The sequence below is a fragment of the Ruegeria sp. CF5 genome (assembly GCF_056537325.1).
Window position 1 is genome coordinate 251,242 of record NZ_JBQFRI010000006.1, and the last position, 12,345, is coordinate 263,586.

Annotated in this window: 11 protein-coding genes; 10 read left to right on the top strand and 1 reads right to left on the bottom strand. The window is 55.9% G+C overall.

Features of this window, described 5'->3' with window-relative positions:
* Positions 1-219: 219 nt before the first annotated feature.
* The 6 genes from ACR0NW_RS15890 (at position 220) to ACR0NW_RS15915 (ending at position 9,203) form a co-directional block, all read left to right on the top strand.
* Positions 220-2,583 (top strand): hypothetical protein, encoded by a 2,364-nt coding sequence (locus ACR0NW_RS15890; RefSeq protein WP_480450998.1) that lies wholly within the window; start codon positions 220-222, stop codon positions 2,581-2,583.
* A 134-nt stretch (positions 2,584-2,717) separates the two neighbouring features.
* Positions 2,718-4,700 carry a type I secretion protein gene (locus tag ACR0NW_RS15895; RefSeq protein WP_480450996.1) on the top strand — a complete coding sequence of 661 codons (1,983 nt, stop codon included), beginning with the start codon at positions 2,718-2,720 and terminating at the stop codon, positions 4,698-4,700.
* A gap of 40 nt (positions 4,701-4,740) precedes the next feature.
* Positions 4,741-7,086, top strand: coding sequence for a type I secretion system permease/ATPase (locus tag ACR0NW_RS15900; RefSeq protein ID WP_480450994.1), 2,346 nt, complete (start codon positions 4,741-4,743; stop codon positions 7,084-7,086).
* A gap of 9 nt (positions 7,087-7,095) precedes the next feature.
* Positions 7,096-8,436 (top strand): HlyD family type I secretion periplasmic adaptor subunit, encoded by a 1,341-nt coding sequence (locus ACR0NW_RS15905; RefSeq protein ID WP_480450992.1) that lies wholly within the window; start codon positions 7,096-7,098, stop codon positions 8,434-8,436.
* Positions 8,437-8,541: 105 nt separating this feature from the next.
* Complete coding sequence (locus ACR0NW_RS15910; RefSeq protein WP_170652559.1) at positions 8,542-8,934, top strand: rhodanese-like domain-containing protein; 393 nt, start codon at positions 8,542-8,544, stop codon at positions 8,932-8,934.
* Between the two features lie 83 nt (positions 8,935-9,017).
* Positions 9,018-9,203 carry a hypothetical protein gene (locus ACR0NW_RS15915; RefSeq protein ID WP_170651526.1) on the top strand — a complete coding sequence of 62 codons (186 nt, stop codon included), beginning with the start codon at positions 9,018-9,020 and terminating at the stop codon, positions 9,201-9,203.
* A gap of 3 nt (positions 9,204-9,206) precedes the next feature.
* On the opposite strand, the gene ACR0NW_RS15920 is transcribed toward ACR0NW_RS15915, so the two are convergent.
* Positions 9,207-9,965, bottom strand: a complete 759-nt coding sequence (locus ACR0NW_RS15920; protein ID WP_480450990.1) for an alpha/beta fold hydrolase — start codon at positions 9,963-9,965, stop codon at positions 9,207-9,209.
* Between the two features lie 90 nt (positions 9,966-10,055).
* On the opposite strand from ACR0NW_RS15920, the gene ACR0NW_RS15925 reads away from it, so the two are divergent.
* The 4 genes from ACR0NW_RS15925 (at position 10,056) to ACR0NW_RS15940 (ending at position 12,186) form a co-directional block, all read left to right on the top strand.
* The gene (locus tag ACR0NW_RS15925) at positions 10,056-10,430 is read left to right on the top strand and encodes a hypothetical protein (RefSeq protein ID WP_480450988.1); all 375 of its coding nucleotides are present in this window, start codon (positions 10,056-10,058) and stop codon (positions 10,428-10,430) included.
* A gap of 57 nt (positions 10,431-10,487) precedes the next feature.
* Positions 10,488-11,078 (top strand): TetR/AcrR family transcriptional regulator, encoded by a 591-nt coding sequence (locus ACR0NW_RS15930; protein WP_480450986.1) that lies wholly within the window; start codon positions 10,488-10,490, stop codon positions 11,076-11,078.
* 90 nt (positions 11,079-11,168) lie between these two features.
* Complete coding sequence (locus ACR0NW_RS15935) at positions 11,169-11,852, top strand: PspA/IM30 family protein (protein WP_480450984.1); 684 nt, start codon at positions 11,169-11,171, stop codon at positions 11,850-11,852.
* Between the two features lie 49 nt (positions 11,853-11,901).
* Positions 11,902-12,186: a YiaA/YiaB family inner membrane protein gene (locus tag ACR0NW_RS15940; RefSeq protein WP_480450983.1), complete on the top strand. Its 285-nt coding sequence runs from the start codon at positions 11,902-11,904 to the stop codon at positions 12,184-12,186.
* The last annotated feature ends 159 nt before the right edge of the window (positions 12,187-12,345 follow it).

Consider the following 12,345-nt stretch of genomic DNA (forward strand, 5'->3'; position numbering starts at 1 on the left):
TGAACCTGACGTGCCTGCGGCCGCGTATTAGAGCGAAATTCCCGCACGGACGATTATCGGCTGGGCCGAGATTGGAGGTGACGGAAAACGAACCAGAACATGTTCGTACTTCATGCGAACCTGAAATCGTGTTCGGATGAAGATTTTTCAAACCAAAAACGCTGTATGCCGCCTGTCAGATGAATGGTGGACTGGCGTTATGTAGAATGGAAAATTACAATGAAACGCAATACTAACAACGCCAACGTCACAACCGTAGACGAAATCAAAGTAGAGCATCTGAAAGCTGATTTTGAGACCAAAATTAAGGTCGAAGAAGCCAACGTTGATGCAAACGCGAATTCGCAAGATCAACAGCAAGATCAGACAGTTGATAACGACAACACCGTAGATACGTCAGATTCGCAACATCAGGGTCAGGGCCAGGCTCAGACATCGGATAACGCGAATGAGCAGGGTCAGGATCAGGGTCAGGACCAGGGCCAGGATCAGGCGCAGGGCCAGCAACAGGGTCAGCAGCAGCAAAACGTGAATGGCGGTGACGACAGCAACGACATCGACAACAGCACAGCTGTCAATATTGACTTCGGCGAAGGCGAGTGGATTCCGCGTGATGATGATCAGGTGGATCTGGATCTTGGCGATTCTGCCACTGTCGGTGACGTGATTACCGCAGGGCGCAATCTGGACTACGATCCCGGCGATGACATGAACCTTGACATCACGATGAATGGTGCCGGGAATGACATGGCATCTGTCAACAACCAGGTGGCCAGCCTGTACGACGATGACTATATCGAAGATGCTACTGTTTCAAACGATGGCGACTTTTCCCAGAACGGCAATGCAAACGGCGGTACCGCCAATGCACAAGAGGGAATTGGCACGTCAACCGGTGGCGGCGCCTCAGGCCAAGGTGGCTACTCTTATGGCGGCAACGCCCAGGGTGGCACGACCCAAGGTAGCGCTGCTTGGGCGCAAGGTGGCGACTCGGGTGATGCTGGTTCGGATGCCGACGCAGGTTCCGGTGGTGCATCTGGTGAAGCCGGTAACGCAAGTATTGGCCTAGGCCTGTCCGGTGCAGGTTCTGACGGTGACAGCGACGGCGGAAGAGGTGGCAACAGCACCAGTGATTCAGCGTCCGACAACTCCAACAGTTCAGATACCGATGCAGATGGAACCGGCGGAACCGGCGGCAGCGCAGACTCGCTGGGGCTGGGTATTGGTCTTGGTCTTTCGGGGGCCGGTGCAGACAGCAGCGCCGATGGCGGTGACACCGATACAGATTCGAGTGGCATGGGCTTTGGTGCCGCACATAATGACTCGGCTTCGGACGGAGCAGACGGCGGAAACGGTGATGCAGACAACGATGGTTCTGCCGACAACAGCACCGACAATGACGTATCGGCTGATGATGCGACCGCTGGTAACAACGATGCGGACGGTACTTCCGACTCTACATCCAGCAGCACTGCAGACGGTGATGGTGGAAATGGCGACGGCGGCAATGGCAATGGTGGCAATGGCGACGGCGGCAACGGTAACGGTGGCGACGCCAACGGCGGATTTGCCGGACTTGTAGAAGCGGCCGTTGCAGCACTGTTTGATGAAATCACCGATGATGATGAAGAAGCTGAAGAAGGTGATGATGACGGCGACGCAGACGCAACAACCGGCGGTGGCAACACAGCCGATGCTACTGGCGGCACCGGCGGCACAGGGACTGGTGGAACCGGAACCGGTGGCACCGGAACTGGCGGTAGCGGAACCGGTGGAACAGGAACCGGTGGCAGCTCGGCGGCCAACTCTGACTCGCAGGCCGTAGGTGACCAATCCGCGAGCGGCCCGGACATCGACCAAACCCAGGGTAATGTTGACGGTGCGGCCAATACCGCCCAGGACACAGATGGAACCGGCGGGGCAGGCGGCAGCAATACGACTGACGGCGCGGCCAATGGCACGGGTACCGGTACTTCGACTGCAGACGGCACTGCCGGTGCAGGCGGATCGGGTACATCGACTGCTGACTCGGCCGGTAGTGGCGCGGGTTCTGCGGATGCGGCCAACACTGCCGGTGCCGGTGGCGCGGCAGATGTGTTTGCATCTTCGGATACCGACGGCACGTCGGACAGCATGGCCGAAGCCATCGCCGGGTATGGTGGTGCAGCCAACTCCGACAATGATGCAAGCTCGGCTGGCTCGGGTGATGCAACTGGCGCAGCCAACACTGGCGGCGGCGGAGGCGGTGGCAGCTCGACATCCACCGGCGGCACCAGCGGCAAGTCGATGACAGATGCCATGTCTGGCGACACCGCAAGCGGCAACGTCAAAGGTGGTCAGGCGTCAGGCGCAAATTCCGGTGATGGTGGAAACGGCGGCCACGGCGGCAACTGGGGGTCCAACAATGGTGGCGACAGCGTCGTGACCGGTGAATCCTATGCGTCCGCAGCAGCGGTGGTCGACACAGATGCCTTCAACCAGACGATCGTCATGGGTGCCAATGTGCTTGGTAACTCGGTCGATACCACCATGGTTGGCGGTTCGATGACGTCGTCTTACGCAAGCGACGACACCGAGGTCTAAAACAATTGCCGGGAACCACCAATACGGGTCCCGACAAGCATTAATGAAAACGCCGAGGCCGTTTGTTGCGGCCTCGGCCCAGCTTAACCCAAACCGGAGAAATCAGCCCGGCGCGGGGGACAGGGAAAACCGACATGTCTCTCGATAGTATTACGGAAACAATTGCACATTTTATCGGAACATTTGAGCTCACGGTCGAGCAGGCCAGACTTCGGGATCAGTATGATGAATTTACGGCCTACAGAAAAAAGGCCGAGCTTGATCAGTTAGACGATCCGACCACGATAAAAATAAGCGCCAAGCTGGAACCAGATCCGGTAAAAATTGAACTTACACCTTACCGGTTCCAAGAGCCCCAGAAACTGCCTGACGCGCCCCCTCCGCCCGGTGACGTCAGCTATGGAACTACAATTCAGCTGGGAACGCCGACAGCTCCTGAAACTGTAATACCTCAGGTGGATTTCTTCGGTAATGACAGTGCGAGTGCGAATGCCGGGCAGGTGACTTATGTCGAACACACTCCGGAAGGTTCAAGCGAGCTGTTGGGGTCTGTCGTAACCTATACGATGCAATACCTTTTCCTGAGTGACAACGACACGCTTGGACAGGGCGATTTCAGGGATACAGACGTCTTGATTGCCGAGGCCGAGCAGTCTTTGGACGTTGCGCTGTCGCTTCACGCAATGTCAGCACCTTCGTTGTCGGTTTCTGACTATTTGTCGGTCGATAAGGTAGAAGCACTGGCGCAAGAGATGCTTCAGCCTTTGTCCGCTGAAGTTGAAGGTGTGACAATTCATCAATTTCACGGTGCTGATGCGATTGGCGTGATCGTAAACGGCGAATACGTCGATGAAATGCCGGTCTGGAATGACCTACTGCCCGCTTACCACAAGCCGGAAGAAACCTCTGACGAGGATGATCAGTCACCCACCCCGTATCCCGATGAATGGGAGCAGGGTCCCGAGCCGGTTATCGAGGATGGGCATACAGTCATCACAGGGGGCAACCTGCTGATTAACGAGATCAACGTTACCGTTGGTTGGGTCGATGCCCCCTATATTGCTTTGGGCGGGCAATCGATCAACCTGACCATGTTCAGTCAGGTGGCGGTCGTATCGGATATGGACGAGGGATCGCACGGCTGTGGAAGCGGCACAAACGTCGTTCAGGCAGCTCAGATCGATATGCAGTCAAACCCGGCGGCCTGGATTGCAGATGCGCAATCGGATGGTGAACAACCCTCATTTATTTCGGTCGATTGGATACAGGGGGATCTGGTCGTCGCGAATTTCATCAAACAAGTCATAGATGCAACGGACATCGATCACATAAATACCGAAGTGTCTGCGTCGTCATCGTATTTCGCGATGGGCGATAATCAACTGACCAATCTGGATAATATTATGCAGCTTGGCAGCTATTATGACCTGATCATGATCGGCGGCGACATGATCTCGTTGGATATGATGTTCCAGACGATTGTTCTGATGGATGATGACGTGGTCGATGGCGGGATGCCTGGTCCCGGAGGGGCTGGGGACGAGAACCTGGTTATGAACCACGCGACATTGAATTCGCAGGGTCAGGACACCCACAAGGATATGGACAAGGCCATGGCGGACGTTCTGGCGCTGCCTGAAACAAATCAGGACGCACTGGAAGAGGCCTTGCTCAACGATCCCCTGTTTGCAGGGCTTGAACAAATGCGGGTGCTGAAAGTTGATGGCAGCCTGTTGCAGGTCAACATTTTTGAACAAGTAAGCATGTTGGCCGATCAGGATGATGTTGAGTTGACCGGGGCGGCCGCCGGAGACACGGACGTAATTGCAGGCAGCAATGCAATTCTCAACTCAGCCAGCATCAACAAACTTGGCATCGATTCTGTGGTCATGGCAAACTCCGAAACCTATTCGGATTTGCTGCTGCATCAGGCCAGCCTGATTGACACGCCGGAGGATGACAACGGTGACGATTTGGTGAACGAGGCCGTCGCCTTCCTGATGGACGATCCGACCGACTCGAATTCGTTGCCCGGATCGCAAGGCCCCGATGATCAGGAAGCTGTCGGAGATAAAACGCTCGTCGAGTCGGATGGCATGCAGAGCATGCTGGCCTGATTTTGGGCGATAAGAATACGAGTGATCATAAGGTTTGAGTATGTCGATCATATTTTCATCGCGCCGAACCCGGTACGCCAGCCCGCTTGACCGGCACGGAGGCGGTCGCCCGTTGCCGCTTAAGCAAAGCGACAAGATTGAACCGATAGGTCCTGAAGGCGCCGACGAAGCCAAAGGCATGACTGCATTGCGACTTTCCGGTGGGATGCGTGTGGAAAATCCGGCCCGAACGGAACCAGTTAAATCATTGGGGCACGAGGAAAACGAACCGGCAAAGAATGCCTCCTCTGAGAATGAGGGCCGCTTGGACACCGGGGCCGAGCAACTCTCTGACATACAAGGTGAGCAGCAATCCGGTGAACCCACCTCCGATGACAATGAGCAAATCAATTCATCGGAAACGACCAGTTCCACTCGGCGCGTCGAACCTCCTCAACGGCGCGCGCCGCCGCCACCTGCGGCAGAACAAGACATGGCGGGTGACGGCACTGGGGTGGCCAGCGCCAAAGGCCCCAAACCCGATGCCAACCCGCAATCAAAGGCGCGAGCGACCCCCTCTGCGCCGACGGGGGCTAAGGATCGGGTCGGTACCACGATCGAGGCCAAGGCGAACCAGCCGCTGCCACCGTCAAATTCCGGCGGAGGCGGAGGCAATGGGCCACCCCAAAATTTCCACAGACGAACTCCTCCGGAAGATTTTCAGAAAATCCTGCGCATTTCGATGCGCGCGATCCGGCGCAATCTGAGTTTCGTTCTGGTCCTCACCTGCGCGACCAACATCCTAATATTGGCCATTCCGATCTATCTGTTTCAGATCAGTGACCGGGTTCTGACCAGCCGCTCTCTGGATACTCTGATCATGCTGACGGCCATTGTGGCGGGCGCAGTTATCTTTCAGTCGGCTTTTGACGCGGTCAGGCGGTTCATGTTGATGCGAACGGCGGTCGAAGTGGCCGCCCGGTTGGGGGCACCGATCCTCAGCGCCGCAGCTCATGCGTCGCTGCACGGGACCGGGCGCGAATATCAGACGTTGGGAGATTTGCAGCAGGTGAGGGGTTTTCTTGTCTCCAGCACATTGATTGCTTTTCTTGATGTACCCTTTGCGCCCTTGTTCATTCTAATGATTTTTCTGGTGCATCCCCAACTTGGGATGATCGTTATCGTCACCGCCTTGCTGCTGATGACCATTGCTTTGATCAACCAGAGAATGACGGCCAAACCTTTTGCCAAGGCAAATCGGGCGCAGTCCATGGCCAACATGCATCTGGATTCGATGTCGCGAAACAGCCAGATCATCAATGCGCTGGCCATGATCCCTGAGGCCGTTCGCATCTGGGGGCGCGACACGGCGACCTCGTTGACATGGCAGGTTCGGGCACAGGACCGGAACGTGATCTTTGCCGCCATATCCCGCGCGGTGCGGTTGCTGACGCAGATCGGCATCCTTGGCTGGGGTGCCTTTCTGGCCCTTCAGGGAGAGATCACAGGGGGCATGGTAATCGCCGCTTCGATCATTGCGGGCCGCGCCTTTGCGCCGATTGAGGGATCAATCGAAGGGTGGAATACGTTCCTTCTGACGCGTGGCGCGTATGATCGGATTCGAAACCTTTTGGCGAACTCGGCCTTGCAGCATGAAAAACTGCGCCTGCCGCGACCCGAGGGGCGGTTGGATGTTGAGCGTCTGCTTTATGTTCCCGGCGGAACCAAACGCGTCGTGCTGAACGGGATTACCTTTTCGATGAACCCCGGCGAGACGCTGGCCATTATCGGTAATTCTGGCGCCGGGAAAACGACCCTTGGGAAGACCTTGGTCGGCTCGATCCTGCCAACGTCCGGCAGTGTCCGGCTGGACCTGATGGACATACGCAACTGGGATCCGCGTCAATTCGGTGAAAGCATCGGCTACCTGCCTCAGGACGTGCAACTGTTTCCCGGCACTATCAAGGACAACATTGGTCGGATGCGCGATGATGCGACAGACGAACAGATACACGATGCTGCTGTTCTGGCCGATGTCCACAATATGATTGCCACACTGCCACAAGGGTATGAAACGGTTGTCGCCGCGGACGGCACCCCGCTGTCAGGCGGGCAAAAGCAACGCATCGCTCTGGCGCGTGCATTCTTTGGCAATCCGCAAATGGTGGTGCTGGATGAGCCGAACTCGAACCTGGATGTAGCGGGCGACAAGGCTTTGGCCCGCGCGATCGAGCAGGCAAAAAACAGCAAGATCACCGTGATCGTGATTACTCAGAAGCCGACGCTTCTGAACGTGGTCGACAAGATCATGTTGTTGACTGACGGCCGCGTTGCGCTGTTCGGCGAGCGTGAACAGGTGATGCAGCAACTGAAGGGACCTCGAAACAAGCCTGAACTGCGCGGCTGAGGGGAGCAAATGACTGAACTGGCAAAAATCGAAGACTCGTCGCAGTGGTATGCAGAGGTACCGCGTTCGATCAATCGCCTGATCGTTATAGGAATGGTCATGCTGCTGGTATGTTTCGGAGGTTTTGGCGTGTGGTCGTTCCGCGCCCCGCTTGCCGCTGCTGTTATCGCTCAGGGCAGCTTTGTCGCGACCGGTCGCAACAAGATCGTACAACACCTTGAGGGGGGGATAATCGAGGAAATTCGCGTTTTGGAAGGACAGGCCGTCGAGCAGGGGCAAATCCTCATGACGCTGGATCAGACCTCGGCGGAGTCGAATGAGCGCGAGCTGTTTGTTCGCAAGATCCGCCTTCAGGCGATGGCAGAACGATTGCTGGCCGAGTACCGGGAGCAGGACCGTTTGACGTTCTCTCAGGAACTGGTTGCTGCTTCGGACGATGCCGAAATCCTGACCATTCTGGACAATCAGATGCTGAGCTTTGAGGTGTCACGCAAGACACTGCTGAACGATATTGCCTTGCTGTCGCGTAATATCGAAGCATTGAAAATCAGGGAAAGCGGGTTCGAGGCACAGCTTGTTTCCATGACCCGGCGATCCGAAATCCTGCAGGAAGAGTTCGACACTAAAAATGCTCTGTTCGAAAAAGGTCTGGTCCGAAAGGGCGAGTTGAACACAATCAGGAGGGTACAGGCCGAGGCTGAGGGGCAACTTGCCCGGCTACAGGCCGAGGCCTCGGAAATCAGCCAGATGTTGCTGAAGTACGAGGAACAGATAGCCCGTACCCAATCTGCATATCGAGAAGTTGCGCTTGATGAGCTGAGCGTTATCGAGGCCGATCTGGAAAGTGTACGCGAAAAGGCGCGGCAGGCACGCAGCGTTCTTGATCGCGCGGTGGTTCGTGCACCGGTGGCTGGTACGGTCGTTCGCCTTCATTATCATACATCCGGCGGCGTCATTGAAACGGGCGAACCCATTGCTGAAATACTTCCATCTGACGCTCCTCTGATCATCGAAGCACAGATACCTCGTACCGAAATTGACAGTGTCGTCCATGGCCAGAAAGCGACAGTGCGTCTGGTTGCGTTGAACCAACGCACGACGCCGGTACTGAATGGCGAGGTTTTCTATGTTTCTGCGGATGCGCTGATGGAAGAGTCGGCGGGGGTACCCAAAGAGGTCTATCTCGCCCGCATTTCGCTATCTCTTGATGAAATGGATCGGGTTAGCGGTTTTATTCCCACACCGGGAATGCCCGCCGAAATCATGATACAGACAGAAGAGAGAACATTTGCAGCCTATATCGCCAAGCCAATCGTCGACAGCATGTCACGCGCGTTTCGCGAACACTGAGTTTGGTGGACGACCGCGGCTTACCTTCAACTAGTGTCAATCAGCGTCTACACATTCCAAAACTCGCATGATATTTCTTGGGAAACTGTTCAGGGAATGCTGCATATGACATTGACGGTCAAAGACATGATGGAAGCCGCAAACGCCGTGGTCGAACGCATTGACGTTGCCAGGGCGAAAGAACTGATAGAGCAGGGGGGCCTGCTGCTGGACGTCAGGGACGCGCCCGAGTTGGAGCGCACAGGCCGGGCGGTTGGATCTCATCATATTCCACGTGGCATGCTGGAATTTCGGGCGGATTCCAGCACGCCGTTTCACGATGCCGAACTGCGCAAGGACCGACCCATTGTATTGCATTGTGCGTCAGGTGGCCGTGCGGCACTTGCAGGCAAATTGCTCAGGGATATGGGATACGAGCAGGTTTACAATCTGGGAGGCATTTCGGATTGGCAGAACGGTGGTGGAGAAATGGTCGCTCCGGTTGATGCCGGGATGTAGGCTGTTGATCTGATGCATGTCAAAGCCAAACATATTCGCGTACTCCAATGTAATGGCCGAAGCTCAACAAAAGGACTACGGCCATGCTACGTTTGGCAGCCATGCTTTATTCACTGATTGCTACCGCAATTGCCGGATCAGCGGTAATCGCGGTTCTGTCCGCAGGGTTGGTATCGGTGTCGGCCATACTTTGGGCCGCCGGCGTTGGGGGGGCGATTGCGGCTCCGGTTTCCTGGCTGGTCGCAAGGCGATTGTATCAAGGCGGTTAGTAATCAGGCGTTCAAGAACGTTCTGACCGCCGCCTCGAACTCTCTGGGTTTCTCCGCGTGAAGCCAATGACCTGCGCCCGGTATTTTAGCAAACCGGGCGTTTGGAAACAGCGCGCGGATTCTGGCCCGATGTTCCGGAAGGACATAGTCGGATTCTGCCCCTGACAAAAACAGTGCCGATCCGTGCCACGTTGCATCGATATCCGGAAAGCCCATGATTTTGGGCATCTCGGCGGCCAGAACATCCAGATTCAGCCGCCAGCGTTTTCCGGCGACGTCTAGCGATTGGGTGAAAAAGCTCTGCAGCGCCTTCTCGACCCCTAATTCAGCAAGTTGCTGTTCCACGTCAGAACGGCGTTCAACCGCAGACATGTCGACCGCACGCATGGCTTCGATGTATTTGATCTGACTATGGCCATAGGTCACCGGGGCGATGTCGGCCACCACCAGCTTGCGGACAAGTTGCCCGTGTTGCAGAGCCAGCATCATTGATGCCTTGCCCCCCATCGAATGACCGACCACATCCGCGACGCCACCGAGGTTTTCGACCACCTCGGCTAAATCCGAGGCAAGCGCGGCATAGTCATGCGCCTGTGTCCAATCGCTGTAGGCGTGATTTCGCATGTCAATGGCGACCACCTGCCGTTCGTCGGACAGCCGTCTTGCAATGACACCCCAGTTTCTGGCCGACCCATACAGGCCGTGTGCAATCAGTAAAGGGGGCAGGGAGGTCGGTTCGCCATGAATGATCGTGTTGAGCATGATTTGGTGATAGCCGGGCCTCGCGGGAACTGCCACCCCCATTGTGGCCGCGCTTTGGCGGGGCTACATTACCCCGTCAGGAGGCGCGAAATGCAGCAGGATACCGAGGTTCAGACCCAGATCGCCGAAACCATCTTGCTGTTGCGCAAGAAACTCGGCGTGCGTGGCAAAACGCTGGCGGCATCGGTTCGCCGGGTAAAGCGACGTTTGCCCCGTCGGGTCTATGCACAGGCGATGACGCTGGCCAGCGCCGAGCAAATGGCTGAACACCCGAAACTTCGCATGATTTTGGATACCCCGGGTTTGATCAAGGCATCCCACGACGTGCAAACACACCTTAGGGCGATTGACCTTGCGGATCGCAGGTGGGGCTGGTTTCTGGGGATGCTGGGCGGATTAACCTTCAACCTGTTGGTTCTGGCGGTGCTTGTTCTCTTGTTTCTTTGGTGGCGCGGGTTGATCTGACCTTTCGCTTGTTAAACGCCCGGGCTACTTTGAACGCGGTTCAGGCAGAGGGGCGATATGCTATCCAAATCCCAGATACGGCGCGCGGAGTTGCGCGAAAAACTGGTTGAATCAGCTGAATCCCGGATCGCACGCGACGGTTTGGGCGAGCTGAGAGCCCGGGATCTTGCCAAAGACGCCGGTTGTGCTTTGGGTGCAATTTACAATGCGTTCGAAGACCTGAACGCTATTGTCATGGCCGTGAATGGCCGCACCTTTCGCGATTTGGGAGAAGCGGTATCTGGTTCATTCGATGGCGGCGAAGAACCGGTGAAGCGTCTGATTGTCATGAGCAATGCTTATCTGCGGTTCGCCGACGACAATACCAATCTCTGGCGCGCGCTTTTTGATCTGAAAATGTCCGATGATGGGCCGGTGCCGGAATGGTACCGGGACGCCCTGAAAGGGCTGTTTGCCTATATCGCTGAACCTGTTGCCGAATTGTTCCCCGAACTGGACAGGGCCGAGCTGGATCTGATGACCCGTGCCTTGTTTTCTTCGGTGCATGGCATTGTGACTTTGGGGCTGGAAAACCGGATTTCGGGCGTCCCGCCCGAACAGATCGAACGCATGATCGCACAGGTTCTTTCCAGAATTGGAAACAAATAGTTTCCTGAACGGTGTTCAAGAAAAGTATTGAACGACGTTCATAGAATTGCTACCTCCATTACATGAACAATGTTCATATTGGAGGAACCCATGTTTGGCACATTGAAAACCTTGATTGTCGGCGCAAATGCCTGTGCCGAAGAGCAATTGCGTGACACCTATTCAATTGAGCTGATCGACCAGAAAATTCGCGAAGCAGAGCAAAATCTGAAAGCTGCGAAACTAACCCTGGCTAGCTTGATACAGCGGCAGCGAAATGAAACCCGGCAGGTTGACGGGTTGAGGGCGCGCATTGACGATCTGATGCTCCCTGCCCGGCAGGCGCTAGCAGATGAACGCGATGACTTGGCGCAAAGTGCCGCTCAGGCAATTGCCGACCTTGAGAACGAGGTCACCTTGCGCGGTCAAACGGTTGAACGCCTGGATGCCCGTATTTTACAGCTGCGCCAAACGACCGAGGCCGCAAGCCGTCGCATTGTCGACCTGAAGCAAGGCGCCAAATCCGCGCGTGCGGTTCGACGCGAACAGGGTCTGCAGCGAAAGCTGAACCGCCATCTTGGCGGCGACAGCCCCATTGATGAGGCCGAAACACTCATCGGACGGGTTTTGCAGCAGGACGATCCATTCGAGCAGTCCGAGATTTTGCGGGAAATCGACGACGGCCTGAGCCACGCGGGGATCGCATCTCGTCTTGAAGAAGCTGGATATGGGCCAAAAAGCCGTTCGACCGCAAAGGATGTCTTAAGCCGTCTGATGGAACAGAAGAAAGACTGAGCGCAACTGCCTTTCCGAATTACAGAACCAATTAAACAGGAGAATTCAAATGACCGGTCGTAATGAAAACGCCTTGATCCTTATGCTGAACGGTGCCGGGGTTGCTATAGCATATGCGTTGCTTGGTATTTCACTTTATCTTTCCACGGATGTACCGCTGGCGACAAAGGGGTACTGGGGAATGGGCATCATTCTTTTGACGCTAAGCCTGATTAACGTTGTCAAATACCGCTTTGACACGCGTTCGGCCGAAGACCGCATTAACCGGATTGAAGAGGCACGCAATGAAAAGTTGCTGGAAGAGGTCCTGACCGACCCAAAATCTGAAATCTAGACGTTCCACTCCAAAGTGCTGGGGAATGAAACTGTTGTGTCTAAACAAGAAACGGCGCCATTGTGGCGCCGTTTGCGTGTCTCAAAGAGGGTCTCTTCACAGATTTGGATAGATCGGGAAGCGGGCGCAGAGGGCGGCGACTTCGGCCCGGACCTTGGC

Coding starts and splice junctions, on each gene's coding strand:
- ACR0NW_RS15895 (WP_480450996.1), top strand. CDS start 2,718: ATGTCTCTCGATAGTATTACGGAAACAATTGCACATTTTATCGGAACA.
- ACR0NW_RS15935 (WP_480450984.1), top strand. CDS start 11,169: ATGTTTGGCACATTGAAAACCTTGATTGTCGGCGCAAATGCCTGTGCC.
- ACR0NW_RS15920 (WP_480450990.1), bottom strand. CDS start 9,965: ATGCTCAACACGATCATTCATGGCGAACCGACCTCCCTGCCCCCTTTA.
- ACR0NW_RS15915 (WP_170651526.1), top strand. CDS start 9,018: ATGCTACGTTTGGCAGCCATGCTTTATTCACTGATTGCTACCGCAATT.
- ACR0NW_RS15940 (WP_480450983.1), top strand. CDS start 11,902: ATGACCGGTCGTAATGAAAACGCCTTGATCCTTATGCTGAACGGTGCC.
- ACR0NW_RS15890 (WP_480450998.1), top strand. CDS start 220: ATGAAACGCAATACTAACAACGCCAACGTCACAACCGTAGACGAAATC.
- ACR0NW_RS15900 (WP_480450994.1), top strand. CDS start 4,741: ATGTCGATCATATTTTCATCGCGCCGAACCCGGTACGCCAGCCCGCTT.
- ACR0NW_RS15925 (WP_480450988.1), top strand. CDS start 10,056: ATGCAGCAGGATACCGAGGTTCAGACCCAGATCGCCGAAACCATCTTG.
- ACR0NW_RS15910 (WP_170652559.1), top strand. CDS start 8,542: ATGACATTGACGGTCAAAGACATGATGGAAGCCGCAAACGCCGTGGTC.
- ACR0NW_RS15930 (WP_480450986.1), top strand. CDS start 10,488: ATGCTATCCAAATCCCAGATACGGCGCGCGGAGTTGCGCGAAAAACTG.
- ACR0NW_RS15905 (WP_480450992.1), top strand. CDS start 7,096: ATGACTGAACTGGCAAAAATCGAAGACTCGTCGCAGTGGTATGCAGAG.